Annotated in this window: 13 protein-coding genes; 8 read left to right on the forward strand and 5 right to left on the reverse strand. The window is 65.3% G+C overall.

The genetic code is table 11. The features are described 5' to 3' along the window. Nucleotides 1–7: 7 nt before the first annotated feature. The 7 genes from BMZ17_RS13925 to BMZ17_RS13955 all read left to right on the forward strand — a co-directional run bounded on the left by BMZ17_RS13925 (nt 8) and on the right by BMZ17_RS13955 (nt 14,504). Nucleotides 8–2,989 (forward strand): TonB-dependent receptor, encoded by a 2,982-nt coding sequence (locus BMZ17_RS13925; RefSeq protein WP_093139134.1) that lies wholly within the window; start codon nt 8–10, stop codon nt 2,987–2,989. 121 nt (nt 2,990–3,110) lie between these two features. Then, nucleotides 3,111–4,757 carry a glucoamylase family protein gene (locus BMZ17_RS13930; protein WP_175485589.1) on the forward strand — a complete coding sequence of 549 codons (1,647 nt, stop codon included), beginning with the start codon at nt 3,111–3,113 and terminating at the stop codon, nt 4,755–4,757. 96 nt (nt 4,758–4,853) lie between these two features. Beyond that, nucleotides 4,854–6,134 (forward strand): sugar ABC transporter substrate-binding protein, encoded by a 1,281-nt coding sequence (locus tag BMZ17_RS13935; protein WP_093139856.1) that lies wholly within the window; start codon nt 4,854–4,856, stop codon nt 6,132–6,134. Further along, nucleotides 6,131–7,012, forward strand: a complete 882-nt coding sequence (locus tag BMZ17_RS13940; protein WP_093139135.1) for a carbohydrate ABC transporter permease — start codon at nt 6,131–6,133, stop codon at nt 7,010–7,012. The genes BMZ17_RS13935 and BMZ17_RS13940 overlap by 4 nt, the downstream gene beginning before the upstream one ends. Nucleotides 7,013–7,058: 46 nt before the next feature. Next, the gene (locus tag BMZ17_RS13945; protein ID WP_093139136.1) at nt 7,059–7,895 is read left to right on the forward strand and encodes a carbohydrate ABC transporter permease; all 837 of its coding nucleotides are present in this window, start codon (nt 7,059–7,061) and stop codon (nt 7,893–7,895) included. 406 nt (nt 7,896–8,301) lie between these two features. Beyond that, complete coding sequence (locus tag BMZ17_RS13950) at nt 8,302–11,271, forward strand: TonB-dependent receptor (protein ID WP_093139137.1); 2,970 nt, start codon at nt 8,302–8,304, stop codon at nt 11,269–11,271. A 107-nt stretch (nt 11,272–11,378) separates the two neighbouring features. After that, a complete protein-coding gene (locus BMZ17_RS13955; protein WP_093139860.1) occupies nt 11,379–14,504 on the forward strand; it encodes a discoidin domain-containing protein in 3,126 nt (1,041 codons plus the stop codon). A 78-nt stretch (nt 14,505–14,582) separates the two neighbouring features. Here the strand turns inward: BMZ17_RS13955 and BMZ17_RS13960 are convergent, their stop codons facing one another. The 5 genes from BMZ17_RS13960 to glk form a co-directional block, all read right to left on the reverse strand. After that, nucleotides 14,583–15,896 (reverse strand): PQQ-dependent sugar dehydrogenase, encoded by a 1,314-nt coding sequence (locus BMZ17_RS13960; RefSeq protein ID WP_175485590.1) that lies wholly within the window; start codon nt 15,894–15,896, stop codon nt 14,583–14,585. Continuing rightward, complete coding sequence (locus BMZ17_RS13965) at nt 15,889–16,332, reverse strand: DUF2231 domain-containing protein (protein ID WP_093139138.1); 444 nt, start codon at nt 16,330–16,332, stop codon at nt 15,889–15,891. The genes BMZ17_RS13960 and BMZ17_RS13965 overlap by 8 nt, the downstream gene beginning before the upstream one ends. A gap of 241 nt (nt 16,333–16,573) precedes the next feature. Further along, entirely contained in the window at nt 16,574–17,233 is a 660-nt protein-coding gene (gene eda / locus BMZ17_RS13970) for a bifunctional 4-hydroxy-2-oxoglutarate aldolase/2-dehydro-3-deoxy-phosphogluconate aldolase (RefSeq protein WP_093139139.1), read from the reverse strand. A gap of 43 nt (nt 17,234–17,276) precedes the next feature. Further along, complete coding sequence (edd, locus tag BMZ17_RS13975; protein ID WP_093139140.1) at nt 17,277–19,187, reverse strand: phosphogluconate dehydratase; 1,911 nt, start codon at nt 19,185–19,187, stop codon at nt 17,277–17,279. A 168-nt stretch (nt 19,188–19,355) separates the two neighbouring features. After that, nucleotides 19,356–20,384 (reverse strand): glucokinase, encoded by a 1,029-nt coding sequence (gene glk / locus BMZ17_RS13980; RefSeq protein WP_093139141.1) that lies wholly within the window; start codon nt 20,382–20,384, stop codon nt 19,356–19,358. A 312-nt stretch (nt 20,385–20,696) separates the two neighbouring features. Here glk and ugpC point away from each other — a divergent pair, with 312 nt between their 5' ends. Beyond that, nucleotides 20,697–21,791: an ABC transporter ATP-binding protein gene (gene ugpC, locus BMZ17_RS13985; protein WP_093139142.1), complete on the forward strand. Its 1,095-nt coding sequence runs from the start codon at nt 20,697–20,699 to the stop codon at nt 21,789–21,791. The last annotated feature ends 213 nt before the right edge of the window (nt 21,792–22,004 follow it).

Raw genomic sequence — 22,004 nt, forward strand, 5'->3', positions numbered from 1 at the left:
CCGATACATGACGCATACCACCCAGATCCAACGACCCGCGCGCAGGCTGCTGAGCTGCGCACTCGCCAGTTGCCTGCTGCTGGGCGCCGCGCCACTGGCCTTTGCCCAGTCCACCTCGGCCACGCTGCGTGGTCAGGTGGCCGGTGCCGCAGAAGGCACCACCGTCACTGCCACCAACACCGCCAGCGGATTCAGCCGCAGCGTGCCGGTCAGCGCGGACGGTAACTACTCGGTCGCCGGCCTGCCGCCGGGCGCCTACAAGGTGGACGTGGTCGCCAACGGCGCGGCCACCTCGCAGACGGTCACGCTGCAGGTCGGCCAGACCGCCACGCTCAATCTTGATGGCGGCGGCAGCACCGCGGTCACGCCGGAAGGCGGCGCCAAGGACCTGGATACGGTCAAGGTCACCGCGCCGGCGCTGATAGAATCCAAGACCTCGGAAGTGGCCAGCTACGTCACCCAGCGGCAGATCGAATCGCTGCCGCAGACCTCGCGCAACTTCCTGGCTTTCGCTGACACCGTGCCGGGCATGAAGTTCGAGACCAACCCGGGCGACGGCTCCACCAAGCTGCAGTCCGGCGCGCAGAGCGCCAACAACATCAACGTGTTCGTCGATGGCGTGGGCCAGAAGAACTACGTGCTGGCTGGCGGCATCACTGGCCAGGATTCCAGCCGCGGCAATCCGTTCCCGCAGGCGGCGATCGGCGAGTACAAGGTCATCACGTCCAACTACAAGGCCGAGTACGACCAGCTTTCCAGTGCTGCAGTGACCGCGGTGACCAAGTCCGGCGGCAACGAGTTCCACGGCAATTTCTTCTGGGACTACACCAACGCCGACTGGCGCGAGAAGAAGGTGACCGAGCAGGGCGAGGGTGCCGAGAAGATCTATTCGCGTGACGAACAGTACGGCGCGTCCTTCGGCGGCCCGATCGTGAAGGACAAGGCGCACTTCTTCTTCGTCTACGAAGGCAAGGATTACATCTCGCCCAAGGACATCTTCCCGGCGTCTGGCTATGACGTGTCCGACCTGCCGGCCAACCTGCAGGACCAGGTCGGCACCAGCAACGTCCCGTTCCACGAAGACCTGTACTTCGGGAAACTGGACTGGTCTGTGGATGAGAATAACCTGCTGGAGCTGACCACCAAGGTTCGTGACGAGACCGGCGTGGCCAATGTCGGTGACCAGAATTCGGCGACCTATGGCACCGACCAGAACGTCAAGGAAACCCGCGTGGATCTGCGCTGGCAGCTGACCGCGGGCGACTGGCTCAACGATGCGCACCTGACGTATGAGAAAGCCAGTTTCGAGCTGGCGCCGCAGAGCTTCGGCAACGGCTACATCCTGACCGACGGCAATAATCCCACCGGCAACGTGATCTTTCGTAGCGGCGCGGGCAATGGAGGTTTCCAGGACAAAAGCCAGGATGGGTATTCGTTCCAGAACGACCTGACCTATTCAGGCCTGGAAGACCACACGTTCAAGATGGGTGTGAAATACAAGCAGATCAAACTGCGTACCACCGAGCAGCAGCCGTACAACCCGCAGTACTACTACGACATCAACACTGGCACCGAGATTCCGTACACCATCAGCTTCACCTCGCCACTGGCGGGGACCAACGGTGGTTCGGTGGAGTCGGACAACAAACAGTTCGGCATCTACTTCCAAGATGACTGGCGCGTCACCGACCGCCTGGAATTGAACCTGGGCCTGCGCTGGGATTACGAGAAAACGCCGAGCTACCTGGATGCAGTCACCGATCCAAGCGTGGTCGCGGCGATCTACGGCCAGGATCCCAATGCACCGGCCGGGCAGACCTACGCGCAGACGCTTGCGCTGGGCGGCGTGGATATCTCCAACTACATCAGCACAGGCAATAACCGCAAAGCGTTCAAGGACGCCTGGCAACCGCGCATCGGCTTTTCGTACGATCTGAGTGGCGACGAGAGCCACGTGCTGTTCGGTGGTGCCGGCCGTTCCTACGATCGCAATATCTTTGATTACCTGGCGCTGGAGCAGACCAAGGCGACCTTCCCCAGCTACACCTACCAGATCAACACGACCGGTCATTCCTGCGCGGCAGGGACCGGCACGTGCCTGAACTGGGACGAGTCGTTGCGTGACCAGGCCACGCTGGATGCGCTGGTCGCCAATGCACCGGGGCTGGGGCGTGAGGTCGACCTGCTGGCCAACAACCTGAAGGTGCCGTACTCGGATCAGTTCAGCATCGGCATCCGCGACAGCTTCCAGATCGCCGGGCAGCAATGGAACAGCTCGGTCGCGCTGCAGCGCATCGTGTCCAAGGATGGCTTCGCCTTTCTGCTGGGCAACCGCTTGCCGGATGGCAGTTTCTTCGCGCCCGGCACCATTTCCGGATCGCCGGCGTCGTCGTACGGCGTGCCGGGCTACGGATCACTGATCCTGGGCACCAACGGCATCGAAAGCCGCAACAATTCCTTGCTGATCGGCCTGGATAAGCCGTATTCCGATGCCTCGCCCTGGAACGTTAACGTCGCCTACACCTTCAGCGACGCGGAAGAGAACCGCCAGTTCGGCGAGCACTACGCGCTGGATTATCCGACGCTGGCCGGTTACGGCTGGTTCTCGTCCGGCGGCGTGGCCAAGCACCGGCTGGTGCTGAGCGGCATGGTCGATGGCCCGTGGGATACGCAGCTCTCCGGCAAGCTCGTGCTGGCCACGCCCGAACCGGTCTACGTGACCTATTGCCCGCCGGAAACCGCTGGCCAGTGCCGCATCCGCCAGTACAAGTCCGACAGCACGCTGGGCTACAAGCAGATGGACCTGGCGCTGCAGAAGATCTGGGACACCGGCACTGACGTGAAGCTGCGCATGCGCGCGGACATCCTCAACGTCTTCAACTGGGAAAACTTCGACAGCTACAACGTCAACTTCGATGACGGCACGGCAGTCGGTGTCAATCAGTACATCACCCGGACTTTCAAGCTTTCGCTTGGGCTGGACTGGTAATCTGAGCGCCCGTGCCGGCACCGGTTTCAAGGTGCCGGCCGGCGCATTGCATGGCGGGACCGCGCCTTTCCAGGGGCGGGGATCCGTTTACCGATGTAACCGTTTACACGGATTTCGAATCTTGAAAACGCGCAGAGTCCTTTCGTTCCTGGCCCCACTGACGGTGGGCGTGTTTGTCGTGCTGCTGGCGGCCTGCCAGAAGACGCCCGAACCCACGCCGGTCAAACCGGTCAAGGTCACCGGTCGCCCGCCCGTGGAGCTGCCCGTGGAAGACAAGAAGCCCGAGCTGCCGCCGCTGTTCCGCGACATCGAGCGCCGCACCTTCCAGTTCTTCTGGGACACCACCAACGAGAACAACGGCATGACGCCGGACCGCTATCCGTCGCGGCCGTTCGCGTCGGTGGCCTCGGTGGGCTTTGCGCTGACCGCGTATCCGATCGGCATCGAGAACGGCTGGGTCAGCCGCAGCCAGGCGGTGGACCGCACCCTGACCACGCTGAAGTTCCTGGAAGGGCTCAAGCAGGGCAAGCAGCCGACCGGTACGGCCGGCTACAAGGGGTTCTACTACCACTTCCTGGACATGCAGAGTGGCGAGCGCTTCAACAGCTGGGTCGAACTGTCCACGGTGGATACCTCGCTGCTGCTGATGGGCGTGCTGTTCGCGCAGTCGTACTACGACAAGGACGATCCGCGCGAGAAGCAGATCCGCGACCTGGCCGAGCAGATCTATCGTCGCGTGGACTGGACCTGGATCCAGCCGCGTTCGCCGCTGATCTCGATGGGCTGGTTCCCGGAAAGCGACTTCATCAACCACGACTGGACCGGCTACAGCGAAGGCATGATGGTCTACATCCTGGCGCTGGGCTCGCCCACGCACGCGGTGGAGCCCGATGCCTGGCAGGTGTGGACGCGCACCTACAACGAGATCTGGGGCGTCTACCAGAACCAGGAATACCTGTCCTACGGGCCGCTGTTCACCCATCAATACACGCAGGTGTGGGTGGACTTCCGCGGGATCCAGGATGACTTCATGCGCGAGCACGGCATGGATTATTTCGAGAACAGCCGCCGCGCCGCCTACGCGCATCGGCAGTACGCGATCGCCAACCCGATGAAGTGGAAGGACTACGGCGAGAACGTGTGGGGCCTCACCGCGTCCGACGGCCCGCAGCAGACCCTGCAGGAGTACCGCGGCGAGCAGCGCGAGTTCCGCCACTACTCGGCACGCGGCGCCGGCCTGCGCGACAACTTCGACGACGGCACCATTGCCCCGACTGCGGCGATCGCCTCGCTGCCGTTCGCGCCGGAGATCGTGATCCCGGCCACCGAGGAGATGCACAAGCGCTTCGGCGACTACATCTATTCCAGCTACGGCTTCCTGGATTCTTTCAACCGCAGCTTCACTTACGACATCCCGATCAAGACCGGCCGCGTCGTGCCGGACAACGGTTGGGTGGCCAGCGATTACATCGGCATCGACCAGGGCCCGATCCTGGCGATGATCGCCAACTACCGCGACGACTTCGTCTGGAACGTGATGAAGAAGAACCCGCACATCCGCAAGGGCCTGGAGCGCGCCGGGTTCAAGGGCGGCTGGCTGGCGGCGGAGGAGGGTGAAACCCCGAAGCCGGCCGAGACCAACAAGCCGGCGGCGAATGAAAACGGCAGCCAGATGGATGCGGCCACCGCGCGTGCGCTGGGTACGGCCGAATCGCGTGCCAACCAGCAGACCACCGAACCCGCCCAGCGTCCGCAGCAGCCCGAGTAAGGCCCGACCATGTTGTCTTTGCGTTCTCTTTTCGCCGTCGCCTTGCCGGGACGGCGCCACCGGTCGCGCGCCGTGACCACGCTGTCGTGGCTGGCCATGGCGGCGTGCGTCTCGCTGTTGGCCGCTTGCGGCGGTGCGCCCAGCCAGCAGACCACGGTGACCTTCTGGGCGATCGGCCGCGAGGGCGAGGTGATCAGCACGCTGCTGCCCGAGTTCGAGAAAGCCAACCCGGATATCCGGGTCAACATGCAGCAGATTCCCAACACCGCCGCGCACGAGAAACTGCTAACGGCATTCGCCGCCGACACGCTGCCGGACATCTGCCAGTTGGGCAACACGTGGATCTCCGAGTTCGCCGCGCTCAATGCGCTGACGCCGCTGGAGCCGTACGTGCAGCGCTCGGCCGAGGTGAAGCAGGACGATTACTTCCCGGGCATCTGGGAGACCAACGTCATCGAGGGCAAGCTGGTCGGCATCCCGTGGTACGTCGACACGCGCCTGCTGTACTACCGCAAGGACATCCTGCGCGAGGCTGGCGTCAAGCTGCCGATCAACACGTGGGATGAGTGGAACACCGCGATGGCGCAGATCAAGGCGCACGTGGGCAAGGACCGCTTCGCGATCCTGATGCCGCTCAACGAGTTCGAGCAGCAGCTCTCGCTGGGCCTGCAGCAGGACGATCCGCTGCTGCGTGACCACAACAACCGTGGGAATTTCCAGAGCCCGGGCTTTCGTCGCGCGTTGGGCTTCTACGCCAACACCTTCACCCAGCAGTGGGCGCCGCCGCTGTCCGAGACCCAGGTGTCCAACGTCTGGGATGAGTTCTTCAATGGCTATTTCGCGTTCTATTTTTCCGGTCCCTGGAATATCCGCGAGTTCCGCAATCGCGCGCCGGAAGCACTCAAGGACCAGTGGGGCACGATGCCGCTGCCGGGTCCGCATGGGCCGGGCGCCGGCATCGCCGGTGGATCGAGCCTGGTGCTGTTCCAGCGTTCGCAGCACAAGGAAGCGGCGTGGAAGCTGGTCGAGTTCCTCTCGCGGCCCGATATCCAGCAGCGCTTCCACGGTTTGATCGGCGACCTGCCGCCGCGCCGTTCCACCTGGCATACACCGCAGCTGGAAGGTGATCCGCTGGCGCGTGCATTCGCCGACCAGCTCGAACGCGTCAAGCCCACGCCCAAGGTGCTGGAGTGGGAGCGGATCGTGCAGGAGATGCGCCTGGCGACCGAACGTGTCGTACGCGGCGGCGAGACCCAGGATGCGGCCCTGTCCGATCTGGATGCGCGCGTGGACGAGATTCTGGGCAAGCGTCGCTGGATGTACGAGCGCGACCACGGCAAGACCAGCGAGGCCGAGACGGCCAAGGCCACCCCATGAAGCAGAACTCACTCGCCGGCTGGATCTTCGCAGGCCCCTCGCTGATCGTCCTGGGCGTCTTCTTCGGCCTGCCGGTGCTGTCGGCACTGGCGCTGAGCGTGACCGATTTCGACCTGTACGCGCTGGCCGATCTGCACAACCTGCGCTTCGTCGCATTGGGCAACTACATCGACCTGCTGCAGACGCCGATGTTCTGGAAGTCGCTGTGGAACACGACGTACTTCGTGCTGCTGGGCGTGCCGATGTCCATCGCCGCCTCGCTGGGCGCGGCCATGCTGCTCAACGCACCGGCCGCGCGCTTCAAGGCGTTGTTCCGTACTGCGCTGTTCGCGCCGGTGGTGACCACGCTGGTGGCGGTGGCGGTGATCTGGCGCTACCTGTTCCATACCCGCTATGGCCTGGTGAACTACGCACTGGCGCACATCGGCATCTCGCCGATCGACTGGCTGGGTGACCCGCACTGGGCGATGCCGACCATCATGCTGTTCGCGGTGTGGAAGAACTTCGGCTACAACATGGTGATCTTCCTGGCCGGTCTGCAGGCGATCCCGCAGGACCTGTACGAGGCTGCGCGCATCGACGGCGCCAATCGCTGGAAGCAGTTCCTGCACATCACCCTGCCGATGCTCGGCCCGGTGCTGCTGGTGGTCGGTGTGATCACGATCTCCGGCTACTTCCAGCTGTTCGCCGAGCCTTACGTCATGACCCGTGGCGACCCGCTGCAGAGCACGGTCAGCGTGCTGTATTTCATGTTCGAGGAAGGCTTCAAGTGGTGGAACCTCGGTCGCGCGTCGGCCGTGGCGTTCCTGCTGTTCCTGATCATCCTGGCAGTTACCACCGTGATGCTGCGCTTCGGCCGCAAGAAGGACTTAGTGTGAATCCCTCACAAGAGCAGCGCACATCCCTGTGCGCGGACGATTTTCTATGAGTCACGAAGTCGGTGGCACCCGCTGGAATGCGGTGCTGGTCAATGGCGCGCTGCTGGTCATTGCGCTCATCAGCGTGGCGCCGTTGGCATGGATGGTGTCGGTGTCGTTCATGCCGGCGGGCGAAGCCAGTCGCTTCCCGCCGCCGATGCTGCCAAGCACCTCCACGCTGGCCAACTATCACGCCTTGTTCGAACGTACCGGCATGGCGCGTAACTTCGTCAACAGCCTGGTCGTGTCCATCGCCATCACCCTGGGCTCGCTGCTGTTCAACACGATGGCCGGCTATGCGTTCGCCAAGCTGCGTTTCGTCGGGCGTGAGCGGATCTTCCAGGTGCTGATGGCGGCGCTGGTGATCCCGGCGCAGGTGACGATGCTGCCGCTGTTCCTGCTGATGAAGCAGCTGCATCTGGTCAACAGCTTCGGCGGGGTGATCGTACCGGCGCTGGCGACGGTGTTCGGCATCTTCCTGGTGCGCCAGTACGCGCGCAGCATCCCGGACGAACTGCTCGAAGCTGCCCGCATGGATGGCGCCAGCGAGGCGCGGGTGTTCTTCCAGATTGTGCTGCCGATGCTCAAGCCGGTGCTGGTCACGCTGTCGATCTTCACCTTCATGGCGGCGTGGAATGACTTCATGTGGCCGCTGATCGTGCTGACCGACCAGGACCGATACACCTTGCCCGTCGCGTTGGCCTCGCTGTCGCGCGAACACGTCATGGACGTGGAAATGATGATGGCCGGCGCCGTGGTCACGGTGGTGCCGGTGCTGGGGTTGTTCCTGTTGCTGCAGCGGTACTACATCCAAGGTCTGCTGTTGGGAAGCGTCAAGGGATGACAAGCTCATCCCGTCGTCGTGCTGCATGCACGCGTCCATCGCACGCGATGGCGCCTGCGGAGACGCGTTTGATCTGAGTTGAATGCCACGTCGTCGCGCGCAGCGACGGCTCTTACGGAGGAGTTTTTCGCCTGGGTGCGTAGTCGGCGCCAGGTGTTGTGCTGCCTGCAATTTGCGTCAACGCGTGTCGGTGCTGCGATCGGGAGGTCGCACAGGTGCGTGTGCAGGCATCACGTGTCGCCAATCGGCGATCGGTATCGCGCGGTGTCGACGAAAGATCGACCCGCACGGGCCACGGCTCGCGCCGTGGTGTTGGGAGGGCACGCACGTGCCGCAACCGTCGCCCGGGCTCCATCGGATTCCGGGTTTTGTGACGAAACAACAATAAGAAAGAGAGGGTTCTTTTATGTCAGTCCAATCCATCCCCCACGCTGGATCCCATCGTTTCAAGCGCTCGGCCCTGGCCTGCGCCCTGGCCGGCAGCCTGCTGCTGATCACCGCCCCGGTGCTGGCGCAGTCCACAGCCGCCACCTTGCGTGGCCAGGTCAGCGGCGCAGCGCCCGACACCACCATCACCGTCACCAACACCGCGACCGGCTTCAGCCGCACCGTCAAGGCGGGCGCAGACGGCAGCTATAGCGCGCCTGGTTTGCCACCGGGTTCGTACAAGGTCGACGTGGTCAGCAACGGCGCGGCCAGCAGCCAGAACGTGACGCTGGCCGTGGGCCAGACCGCCACGCTCAACCTGGGCGACACCGCCGCCGCGACACCGGCAGGCGATGCCACCGATCTGGGCGCGGTCAAGGTCACCGCCGCACCGTCGGCACTGGTGGAAACGCGCACCTCGGAGAACGCCACCTACATCTCCAACGTGCAGATCCAGCGCCTGCCGCAGGCCACGCGCAACTTCCTGGAAGTGGCCGACACCGTGCCCAGCGTGCAGTTCACGCGTGACAGCGACGGCAATACCAAGATGCGCTCGGGCGCGACCTCGGCCGATGGCACCAACGTCTACATCGACGGCATCAGCCAGAAGAACTATGTGCTGACTGGTGGCGTGTCCGGCCAGGATTCCAGTCGCGGCAATCCGTTCCCGCAGTCGGCGATCGGCGAGTACAAGGTCATCACCTCCAACTACAAGGCCGAGTACGACCAGGTCTCCAGTGCGGCGATCGTGGCCTCGACCAAGTCGGGCACGAATGATTTCCACGGCAGCATGTTCTGGGACACCACCAACGATGGCTGGCGTCGAGAGAGCCCGTTGGAGAAGGAAGCCGGCACGCGTGACGATTTCGCCGAGACCGAGTGGGGCGCGACCTTCAGCGGCCCGATCCTCAAGGACCGCGCGCATTTCTTCATCGCCTACGAGAACAAGGAGTACACCACGCCGGCCACGGTGATCCCCGGTTCGATCTATTCCAACCGCGTGGATGAACTGCCCGAAGATCTGCAGCCGCTGGTGCGCACGCAGAGCTCGCCGTTCAAGGAAGACCTGTACTTCGGCAAGATCGACTGGACCCTGGGCGAGAACAGCCTGTTCGAGCTGACCGGCAAGTACCGCAAGGAAGACGGCCTGGGCGACCTGGGCGACACCACCACCTACGAGCACGCCAGCCGCAATGGCCAGGAAGAAAAACGCGCCAACCTGCGCTGGCAGTACAGCGGCGAGCGTTTTCTCAACGACCTCAACCTGAGCTATGAGAGCGCGTATTTCACCCAGGATCCGTTGACCGATGGTTCGGGCTACGTGCTGTCCTACGTCCCCTTCGCCGGCCAGGAATCCACGATCCTCACCGCGGGTGCGGGCAGCAGCTACCAGAACAAGGGCCAGGAAGGCTGGGCGCTGCAGGACGACCTGACCCTGGACAGCATCGACTGGCACGGCGGCCACACCGTCAAGATGGGCTTCAAGTACAAGTCGGTCGAGCTGGATTCGACCCAGATCAATCCGGCCAATCCGCAGTACTACTACAACATCCTCACCGACACCGATACGCCGTACAGGGCGAGCTGGGGTGATACCGACAGCGGCAAGGTCACCTCCAAGAACAAGCAGTACGGCCTCTACCTGCAGGACGATTGGGAGGTCAACGAACACCTGACCTTGAACCTGGGCGTGCGCTACGACTACGAGAAGACGCCGTCGTTCCTCAACTTCGTCACGCCGTCCGATGTCGCCAGCGCGCTGCAGAACTGGTCCAACCTGGACAATGCCAACTACAACATCAACGACTACATCAGCACCGGCAACAACCGCAAGGCGTTCAAGAATGCCTGGCAGCCGCGCCTGGGCTTCTCGTATGACCTGTTCGGCGACCAGAACCATGTGATCTACGGCGGTGCCGGCCGTGCCTACGACCGCAATCTGTTCGATTACCTGGCGCTGGAACAGCTCAACAACAACTCCAAGTCCTATAGCTACTACTTCAGCAGCGCCAACACGCCGTGCTACGGCGATCCGTGCGTGGCTTGGAACGACCGCTATGCCACGCAGGGAGGGCTGGATACGCTGGCCAACGACACCACCGGTGGCGGCGGTCGCGAGATCTACCTGATCGACAACAACGTCAAGGTGCCGTACTCCGACCAGTTCAGCGTGGGCATGCGCAACACGCTGCACTTCTGGAACAACGACTGGTTCACCGATGTGTCCCTGAGCCGCATCGAAAGCCATGACGGCTTCGTGTTCCTGCGCGGCAATCGCCGTGCCGACGGTTCGTACCTGGCCGATGGCACCACCTCGGGTTCGCCGACCGATTCGCCCGAGGGCTACAGCACCATCGTGCTGGGCACCAACGGCGTGGAGACGCGCAACAACCAATTGGCGATGAAGATCGAGAAGCCCTACGACGCCGAGTCCGGCTGGGGCATGAGCCTGGCCTACACGTATTCCGATGCGCAGGAGAATCGCCAGTTCGGCGAGCACTACGCGCTGGATTACGCCTCGATCGCCGATTACGGCTGGCATCAGGCTGCTGGCATTCCCAAGAACCGCCTCGTCGCCACCGGCATCTACGATCTGCCGTGGTGGGACATCTCGCTGTCGGGCAAGCTCTCGCTGGCCAGCCAGACGCCGGTGTACGGCTACAACTGCCTGGCCGGCAACGACCAGTGCTTCATCGAGCAGTTCACGCCGGACCACACCCTGGGCTACAAGGAATTCAGCCTGGCGTTGAACAAGGAGATCGACACCGGCACCAACATCAAGATGAACGTGCGGGCCGACGTCATCAACGTGTTCAACTGGGTCAATTACTCCAGCTACAGCACCGACACCGGCACGGCGAGCGACCTCAACACCGCCTATGCCACGCCCAACGGACTGCTGGCGCTGCCGATGCGCACCTTCAAGCTTTCCTTCGGCCTGAACTGGTAAAAGGTGTTCCCCGGAGGCCGCATGGGCGGCCTCCGGGTTTTATGACGATCATGAAAGGGTGAGGGATGATCAGAACCATCGCGGGACTGTCGCTGGCATGCATCGCCATGACGGCGTCGGCCCAGGGTGTTGTCGGCGGCGCACGCATCATCGATGCCTTCGACGACGCATCGACCTGGAAAGTGGTCACCTCCAACCAGGTCACCGCCTCGCTGCGCAGCGTGCCCGGCGCGGATGGCGGCAAGGCGCTGTGCCTGGATTACGACTACCACGGCGTGTCCGGCTACGCCGGCGTGCAGCGCATGGTGGACATCAATTATCCGGACAACTACCGCTTCGATTTCCAGCTGCGAGGCCAGTCGCCGGCCAACGACCTGCAGTTCAAGCTGACCGATGCGTCGGGCGACAACGTGTGGTGGGTCAATCGACCCAGTTACGATTTCCCCGAGGACTGGACCCAGGTCACCTACCGCAAGCGCCATATCGACAAGGCGTGGGGGCCCAGCCCGGACAAGACGCTGCGCAAGAGCGTCAAACTCGAATTCACCATCTACAACAACGCCGGCGGCAAGGGTTCGGTGTGCCTGGACGCGCTGACGTTCACGCCGCTGCCGGCCGAGGACACCTCGCCGCTGACCGGCGCGGCCAGCGCTTCGGGCGCGAACGTCGGTAGCAACGCGCTGCAGGCCGTGGATGGCAAGCCGGAGACCGCGTGGTACGCGGACTTCGACGCGGCCACCGAGCCGCAGCTGACCCTGGACCTGCGCAGGCAGCGCGAGTTCGGCGGACTCAAGCTGGTGTGGAAGGACGGCGAATACGCCTCCGATTACCTGCTGCAGCTCTCCGATGACGGCGTGCAGTGGCGCGATGTGCGCTCGGTGGTGGACGGCAACGGCGGCACCGACTGGATCGCGCTGCCGGAAAGCGAAGCGCGCTACGTGCGCGTGCTGCCGGTGGAGGGCCCGCACGCCTCGTTCGGCCTGGCCGAACTGCAGGTGCTGCCGCTGGCGTTTTCGGCCACGCCCAATGATGTGGTCAAGGCGGTGGCGGCGCAGTCGCCCAAGGGCTGGTTCCCGCGCGGCTTCAGTGGCCAGCAGCCGTACTGGACCATCATCGGCCTGGACGGCGGCACCGAGCAGGGCCTGATCGGCGAGGACGGCGCGGTGGAAGTGGGTCGCGGCGGTTTCAGCGTCGAGCCCTTCGTGGTCACCGATGGCCACGTGCTGAGCTGGGCCGATGTGCAGCAGAAGCAGACCCTGCAGGACGGCTACCTGCCGATCCCCAGCGTGGAGTGGACCCATCCGTCGCTGCAGCTGACCACCACGGCCTTCGCCGATGGCACGCCGGCCGATTCGCAGCTGGTGGTGCGCTATCGCCTGCGTAACCCGGGCACGACGCCGCACAGCTATCGTCTGGCGCTGGCGCTGCGGCCGTTCCAGGTGAATCCGCCGACCCAGTTCCTGAGCGTGCAGGGCGGCATCAGCCGGATCGACACGCTGGCCTTCAACGGCAAGGCGGCCAGCGTCAACGGCAGCCCGCGGGTGTATGCGTCGCAGGCACCCGATGCGGTGTTCGCCAGCAACTTCGACGGCGGCATGGACGTGGCCCAGCTGGCTGCCGATGCCCTGCCGGACACCACCAGCGTGGTCGATGAAACCGGGTTGGCCTCCGGCGCCTTCGTCTACGAGATCACCTTGGGCCCGGGCGAATCGCGCCAGTACGACCTGCGCATCCCGATGACCGGCAAGCCCAGGTGCGCCAGTGTCGTGACCGCGGCCGACTGCAGCGCGCAGGCGCGCCAGGACGCGGTGGCCAAGGTCTGGCGAGACAAGCTGGACCGGGTGAAGTTCACCGTACCGGCCGCCGGCCAGGCGCTGGTGGACACGCTGCGCACCTCGACCGCGCACATGCTGATCTCGCGCGTGGGCCCGCGCCTGCAGCCGGGCACGCGTTCGTACAACCGCAGCTGGATCCGCGACGGCGCAATGATCTCCGAGGGCCTGCTGCGCATGGGCCGGCCGGAAGTGGTGCGCGAGTACATCGACTGGTATGCGCCGTACCAGTTCAAGGACGGCATGGTGCCGTGCTGCGTGGACCGTCGCGGCAGCGACCCGGTGCCGGAGAACGACAGCCACGGCGAGCTGATCTTCGCGGTGGCTGATTACTGGCGTTACACCGGCGATACGGCGTTCGTGCAGCGCATGTGGCCACACGTGGAGGGTGCATATCGCTACATGGAGAAGCTGCGCCTGTCCGAGCGCACCGAGGCGAATCGGGCCAAGAATCCGGCCTTCTACGGGATGATGCCGGTGTCGATCAGCCACGAAGGGTATTCGGCCAAGCCGGTGCATTCGTACTGGGACAACTTCTGGGCGCTGCGTGGCTACAAGGACGCGGTCGAACTGGCCAAGCTGCTGGGCAAGACCGAGGACGCCAAGCGCATGGCCGCCTCGCGCGATCAATTCCATGCCGACCTGATGGACTCGCTGAAACTGGCGGCCAAGCAGCACAACCTGGATTTCCTGCCGGGTTCGGCCGAGCTGGGGGATTTCGATTCGACCTCGACCACGATCGCGCTGGCGCCGACCGGCGAGCAGGCGCAGCTGCCGCAACCGCTGCTGGACAACACCTTCGAGCGCTACTGGACCGATTTCGAGAAGCGCGCCGATGGCCGCCGCGAGTGGAAGGACTACACGCCGTACGAGTGGCGCAACGTGGCTGCGTTCGTGCGGTTGGGTTGGCGTGAGCGGGCAAACGACGCCGTGGATTTCTTCTTCGGCCATCGCACGCCGTTGGCCTGGAACCAGTGGGCGGAGGTGGTTTCGCGTACGCCGCGCAAACCGTTCTTCGTCGGTGACCTGCCGCATGCGTGGGTGGGCTCGGACTTCGTCCGCACCGCATTGGACATGTTCGCCTACACGCGCGAGGACGACGACAGCATCGTGCTGGCGGCGGGCATCCCCGCCGCATGGCTGGACGGGCAGGGCATCGCGATCAGCGGCCTGCGCACGCCCGATGGCCAGCTGAGCTACATGCTCAGGCGCGATGCGGGCACCGTGCAGCTGGACGTGCCCGCGACGGGCTTCAAGCTGCCCAAGGGCGGGCTGGTGCTGCAGTGGCCTTACGCCAGCGTGCCGGGCAAGACCACCTTCAACGGCAAGCCGATGAAGTGGAAAGGCAATGAGCTGCGCATCACCCAGCTACCGGCGCAGGTGCAGGTGGCCGCGCCATAAGCGCAGCGCCAGACACCATATGCACCACGAAAAAGCCGCCCCGAGGGGCGGCTTTTTCTTTGACGCAAGACGCAGGGATCAGGGCGTGGCCGCGGTCACGCGCCATACGACATTGCCGACGTCATCGGCGACCAGCAGCGCGCCATCCTTGTCCTGCGCCAATCCGACCGGCGCACCGTAAAGCTGCTTCTCGTCGTCGGAATGGAAGCCGCTGACCACGGTCTCGGGCACGCCGACCGGCTTGCCCTGTTCGAACTTCACGTACACGACCTGGTAGCCGCTCAACGGCGAGCGATCCCAGCTGCCGTGTTCGGCGACGAACGCGCCGCCTTGGAACTTGGCCGGCAATGCGTTTTCCGGCGAAAACCACAGGCCCAGCGCGGCCACGTGCGATCCCAGTGCGTAATCCGGCTTGATCGCCTTGGCCACCAGGTCCGGGCGCTGCTGCTTGACCCGCGTATCCACATGCTGGCCGTAGTAGCTGTAGGGCCAGCCGTAGAAGCCGCCGGGCTTGACCGAGGTCATGTAGTCGGGCACCAGGTCGGCGCCGATCTCGTCGCGCTCGTTGGCAATCGCCCACAGCGTCTGGGTGGTCGGCTCCCACTGCAGGCCGGTCGGATTGCGGATGCCCGAGGCGTAGATGCGGCTGCTCGCACTGGCCACGTCCACTTCAAGCACGGCGGCGCGGCGGTATTCCACATCCAGGCCGTTCTCGCCGATGTTGCTGTTGGAGCCGACGCCGACATAGAGCTTGCGGCCATCTGGGCTGGCCAGCAGTGCCTTGGTCCAGTGGTGTTCGATGGTGCCGGGCAGGTCGGCGAACAGTTCACCGGGCGCGGTGATCTGCGTCTGACCTGCGGTGTAGGGATATTTCATGATGTTGTCGGTGTTGGCCACGTACAGCGCGTCGCCGATCAGCTGCACGCCGAAGGGCGAGTGCAGGTGTTCGAGGAAGACATGCTTGTCCCAACCGCCGCTGGCATTGCGGCGCAGCAGGGTGATGCGGTTGCCGCCCTTGCCGCCCTTGCCCGAGCGGCCTTTGATCATGTTGGCGATCAACTGCTTCGGCGTGGTCACCGGTTCGAGTCCGGGGCCATTGGATTCGACCACCAGCACATCGTCGTTGGGCAGGACGTAGAGCTGGCGCGGGTGCAGCAGTTCGCCGGCGATCTTTTCGATCTTCAGTCCGGCGGCGACCTTGGGTGTCTGGCCGTCCTTCCAGCCCACGCCATCGGGGACCTGCATCGGCGGCACCAGGAATTGCTTGGCCTGCGGCATCGGCGGCGCGGCGCCGGACTGCTGCGCGGGTTCGAGTTCGGCCTTGCCGCTGCAGGCGGCGAGCATGGCAGTGCAGGCCAAGGCCAGCGTGCTGCGTGCGATGGACTTAACCATGGGCGTAGCCTCCCGTGCGCGTATTGCGCACCGCGATCACCACATGGCCGATGGCCAGTAGCAGGACGGTCAGCGCCGAGAGCCACACGCCGGCCGGGATCACCGCATAGGCATCGCGGCTGTGGACGAAGGCGTTGAAGATCGCGACCACGATCGCCAGCAGGTTCAGCCAGAAATCCAGTTTGTCCGCGCCCAGCGCAGTGGCGCGCGCGGTGATCCAGACCTGGGCCAAGTTGACCAGGCGCGGGATGATCGCGATGACCAGGCCGATGGCGATCAGCCAGGCGGCTGCCTTCATCCACAGGATCACGCCGGTGCGGGCGTAGATGACATCGAAAATCAGCGCGGCCACGAAGAAGCCGAACGGAATCGGGTTAAGCAGGCCGTAGATGGCGTTGGCCACTACGGAGCGACGTGCTGCAGGATGCGGGGTCATGGGCGGGTCTCGATCAGGCGATGAAACGTGCGGGATGAATGGCGTGCGTGCGTCTGGACGCACGCGATGGCAAGCCGCCTCACTGTCACTGCAGCGCTGTCGAGGGCGCGTCGCGATCGGTCCTGTGATGGGGCATCACGTGATGCTTTTTGAACGCGTGAGCACGTGTGCCAGCGGTATCAGGCGCACAAAAAAGCCGCCTCGAGAGGCGGCTTCTGCATAACAGCGAAGGCGCGACGGCTCAGCCGCCACGCACCTGCCTGACGATCTCCGCGGCACGCTTGGCGGTATCGCGCACCTGGGTCCAGTCGCCGGCCTGGATCCAGTTCTTGGGCACCATCCACGAGCCGCCGATGCAGATCACGTTGGGCTGGGCCAGGTATTCGGCTGCGGTGGCTTCGGTGATCCCGCCGGTGGGGCACAGCTTGAGCTGCGGCACCGGGCCGTGCAGGCCCTTGATCATCTGCAGGCCGCCCACGGCGGTGGCCGGGAACAGCTTGCACACGTGAAAGCCCAGGTTGAGCAGGGTCAGCAGTTCGGTCGGCGAGGCCGCGCCGGGGATCACCGGGATCGGCGCGGTGGCTAGCGCTTCGGCCATGTGCGCCGGCGTGCCGGGGGTGACGATGAAGTCCGCGCCGGCGCCCACGCACTGGCCGATCTGGTCGATGGTCAGCACCGTGCCGGCGCCGATGGCGAAGCCCGGCAGCTCCTTCTTCAGCGTGGCCAGCGCTTCCATCGCCACCGGCGTGCGCAGGGTCAGCTCGATCACCGGCAGGCCGCCTTCCAGCAGCGCGTTGGCCACGCCGCGGGCCTGGTCCAGGGTGTCCACGGCCACCACGGGCAGGATGCCGGCGGAGGACAGGAGGTCTTCGGTCTGCTGCTGGCGCTTGGAGATGATCATCGGTGTGTCCTGTGCGGAAAGAGGAGGCGGCGCGTGGCGCCGGTCAGGCGTCCTTGGCTTCGTGCGGCGCGCTTGCGGCGGCCGGGGTGTCGCCGAGTTCGTATTCGGCATCCACTTCCCAGCCGTGCTCGGGCGAGGGCGGGCCGCAGGAAATCGACAGCGCGCCCTGGTCGGCCGGGCTCACGACCGCGCGGCTGAAGGCGAACAGGTTGCGGCCCATGTCGTGCGAGGGCGTGGCGGTGTCGGCGGCAAGCGTGCGCAGCTTCCATTCCTCGGCATCGACCTGCGCCTCCAGGATGCCGGCCTCGGCATCGAGCAGGATCATGTCGCCTTCGCGCAGGCGGGCGATCGGCCCACCGCTTGCGGCTTCGGGGGTCAGGTGGATGGCCGCGGGGAACTTGCCCGATGCGCCGGACAGGCGGCCATCGGTGAGCAGCGCCACACGGCGGCCCTGGTTCTGCAGCAGGCCCAGCAGCGGTGCCAGCGAATGCAGTTCCGGCATGCCGTTGGCCTTCGGGCCCTGATAGCGCACCACGGCGACAAAGTCGTGCGGCAGCACGCCGGCAGCATGCAGCTTGTTGAGACTGCGCGGATCGTCCACCACCACGGCCGGGGCATGGATGCGGCGGTATTCGGGCTTCACGGCCGAGGTCTTGATCAGCGAGCGGCCCAGGTTGCCGCGCAGCAGGCGCAGCCCGCCCTGGGCTTCGAACGCGTTGGACACCGGACGCACCACGGCTTCGTCGGCGCTGGCGGCGATGCCGGGCGCGTAGGCCAGGCGGCCGTCGCTGATGCGCGGCTCGTCGCAGAATGCGCGCATGCCGCCGGCCACGATGGTGGGGATGTCATGCATCATTCCGGCGTCGAGCAGTTCGCGGAACACGAACTGGGTGCCGCCGGCCGCGGCAAAGCGGTTCACGTCGGCCTCGCCGTTGGGATAGACCCGCGCCAGCAGCGGCACGGTCTGCGAGATCTCGTCGATGTCGTCCCAGGTCAGGAGGATGCCCGCGGCGCGCGCCACGGCGACCCAGTGGATGGTGTGGTTGGTCGAACCGCCGGTGGCCATCAGCGCGACGATCGCGTTGACGATGGCGCGTTCGTCGATCAGGTGGCCGATCGGGCGGTAATCGTCGCCCAGTGCGGTGATGTGCAGGGCGCGCTCAGCCGCCGCGCGGGTCAGTGCATCGCGCAGTGGCGTATCGGGATTGACGAAGGAGCTGCCCGGCAACTGCAGGCCCATCGCTTCGAGCAGGGTCTGGTTGGAGTTGGCGGTGCCGTAGAAGGTGCAGGTGCCGGCGGCGTGGTAGCTGGCCGATTCGGCTTCCAGCAGTTCCTCGCGCGTGGCTTCGCCTGCGGCGTAGCGCTCGCGCACGGCGGCCTTTTCCTTGTTCGGTATGCCCGGCGTCATCGGCCCGGCCGCGGCGAACACCGCCGGCAGGTGGCCGAAGGCCAGTGCACCGATCAGCAGGCCTGGCACGATCTTGTCGCACACGCCCAGATAGAGCGCGGCGTCGAACATGTCGTGGCTGAGCGAGACCGCCGTGGACTGGGCGATCACGTCGCGCGAGAACAGCGACAGCTCCATGCCCGGACGGCCCTGGGTCACGCCGTCGCACATCGCCGGCACGCCGCCTGCGACCTGCGCGGTGGCGCCCATGTCGCGGGCGATCTGGCGGATCACCTCTGGATACGACTCGAACGGCTGGTGCGCCGAGAGCATGTCGTTGTAGGCGGTGATGATGCCCAGGTTGGGCGTCACGTCCGCACGCAGCCGGCCCTTGTCGGTCGGGCCGCTGGCGGCGAAGGCATGGGCGAGGTTGCCGCAGCTCAGGCGGGTGCGCTGCGGGCCGGTCTTGAGGATGGCGTCGATGCCGTCCAGGTAGGCTTGGCGCGGTTGCGCGCTGCGGCGGCGGATACGGTCGGTGACGGCTTCGATACGCGGATGCAGGGTCATGGCGGGCAGCTTGTGACGGACTCGGGAAGGAGGTCGCGCGCCTTGCTGTGGAGACCAGTGACAATACCAGTTGGTCCGCAACTTACCGCTGGCGCAGCGCTTGACCGGATTCTAGCGCGATATCGCCAGCCAAGTGGGCTGGCGATACGCATACCAATGCGAGTCCAGTCAGGCTTTCGCGGGCGCGGCCGGGGTTTCGCGCGGAACCCCGAAGGTTTCCACCGCGGTCGCGGCCGCGCCGAGCAGGCCGGGCTGCGCATGCAGGTTGGCCAGCACCGGAATGCCGCCCATGGCCGGCGCAAACCGGCCTTTGTGCTCGAAGCGCTGGCGGAAGCCCGAGCGCTGCAGCTGCGGCAGCAGGCGCGGCACCAGGCCGCCGCACAGGAACACGCCGTCCCAGGCGCCCAAGGTCAGCACCAGGTCGCCGGCGATCGCCCCGAACACCGCAAAAAACACATCCAGCGCATGCAGGCACAGGGCATCGCCTTCGGCCGCGCGCTTGGTGACATCGGCCGGCTTGAGCGGACCGGGATCTTCGCCGGCCATCTCGCTCAGGGCGCGATGGATGTTGACCAGGCCGGGGCCGCAGATCAGGCGCTCGTTGGAGACGCGTCCGAACTGACGCGACAGGCGCTGCAGGATCTCGATTTCTTCCGGGTTGCCCGGCGGGAAGCTCACGTGGCCGCCCTCGGTTTCCAGCGCGATGCGCTTGCTGTCGCGGATCAGCAAGCCGCCAGCGCCCAGGCCGGTGCCCGGGCCGATCACCGCGTAGGTCTTGTTCTTGGACAACGGCGCTGGCTTCCAGCGCGCCGGGCCGACCTGGGCCACATCGCCCGGGCCCAGCAGCGACACGGCCATGGCCTGCGCGGCGAAGTCATTGATCAGCTTGACCCCTTCGAACCCCAGCGTGGTGCGCAGGCGCGAGACCTTGATCACCCACGGATGGTTGGTGACGCGGGCTTCGTCGCCATCGACACGGCCGGCCACGGCGAACACGCCGTTGCGCGCCTTGGACCCGGTTTCATCCAGATAGTGCTTGGCCGCATCGGCCAGGGACGGGAACTCGGCGACCACGTATTCCCGGACGCTCTCGGCCAGGAACGGTTGGTCGGCGGAGGTGTCGGCCAGCGCGAAGCGCGCGTTGGTGCCGCCGATATCGGCCAGCAGGACGCACTGCGCGGGGTCGGGTGAGGTCATGCGGGAGTCCTGTTGCAAAGGTGATGAAGATGCGTGGCCCTGCGCGACGGCAGTGGCTGACCGCTGTGCGCGGCGGATGTTAGCGCGCGGCCCGTTCAGGCCACGTCCCGCATACGAATGCGAGGCAGGTTTCGACATGGCCCCCTCCGGCAAGTCGACGATTGGATGAGTGCGTCTTGAAAACGCTTACATGGCAGAATAGCGCGGCTTGCCGGCTTCCGTCACGGGTGCTGGCGTAGCCTTCGACACCGCATCGCATGCAGGGAGGATCTGCCGCGATGCAGCAATCCGTTTCATGTCCCGGGAGTCACGATGGCGAGTGTGCAGCTGGATCAGGTCCGCAAGGTCTACGACAACGGCCAGGTGGCCGTGCAGGGCGCCAGTTTCGAGGTCGCCGATGGCGAACTGATGGTGCTGGTGGGGCCGTCGGGCTGCGGCAAGTCCACGCTGCTGCGCATGATCGCCGGGCTGGAAGACATCAGCGGCGGCACCCTCAAGATCGGCGAGCGCGTGGTCAACGACGTGGCGCCGAAGGATCGCGACATCGCGATGGTGTTCCAGTCCTACGCGCTGTATCCGCACATGACCGTGGCCGAAAACCTGGCTTTCGGCCTGAAGCTGCGCAAGCACGACAAGGCCACGATCGACGCACGCATCAAGGCCGCCGCTGAAACCCTGGGTCTGACCGCGATGCTGGACAAGCTGCCCAAGGCGATGTCCGGTGGCCAGCGCCAGCGCGTGGCGTTGGGCCGTGCGCTGGTGCGCGAGCCGGCGGTGTTCCTGCTCGATGAGCCGCTGTCCAACCTGGACGCCAAGCTGCGCAACTCGGTGCGGACCGAAATCGCGCGCCTGCATCGCCAGCTGGGCACCACCATGATCTACGTCACCCACGACCAGGTCGAAGCGATGACGCTTGGCCAGCGGATCGTGGTGCTCAAGGACGGGCAGATCCAGCAGATCGATACGCCCAAGGTGCTCTACGACCGTCCGGCCAACCTGTTCGTGGCCGGCTTCCTCGGCAGCCCGGCGATGAACTTCCTGCGCGGCCAGCTCGAAGGCAGCGTCGAACATGCCACGCTCGTCCAGGCCGACGGCCAACGCGCGTTGCTGGGCGCACTGCCGGCAGCGCTGTCCGACTGGCTCGGTCGCGAAGTGGTGATCGGCGTGCGTCCGGAAGACCTGCAGCCGGCGACCACGGGGGAGGCTGCGTTCCAGGCCGATGTCGAAGGCGTGGAATTCGTCGGCAACGAAGCCTTCCTGCACCTGCGCTTCGGTCCGCACCTGTTGGTCTCGCGCGTCGCGCCACAGGCCTCGCCCGAGGTCGGCGACCGGCTCTCGATGGCCTTACCGGCCGGGCGCCTGCATGTCTTCGACCCGGCCACCGAGCTGAGCATCGCCACGCGCTGAGTCACGCTGGCTGCGGCGTAGGCTTTAGCAACTCCGGACGATCAGGAAGCGCCGCCGGCCTGGCTTGGCGCGGGCGGCTATACTGCAGGATCGACGGCTGGTTTGTGTGCAATATTCCTCAAGCTAATCAGTGTATTGCGCGCCAGACGTCATCCTGATCATCACCTAAGTCAGCGCGCGCGAAACCGTGGCGCCGCTGTCCTGGAACCCTAC

Origin of the sequence: Pseudoxanthomonas sp. GM95 (assembly GCF_900109775.1) — a bacterium.
Classification (GTDB): Bacteria; Pseudomonadota; Gammaproteobacteria; order Xanthomonadales; family Xanthomonadaceae; genus Pseudoxanthomonas_A.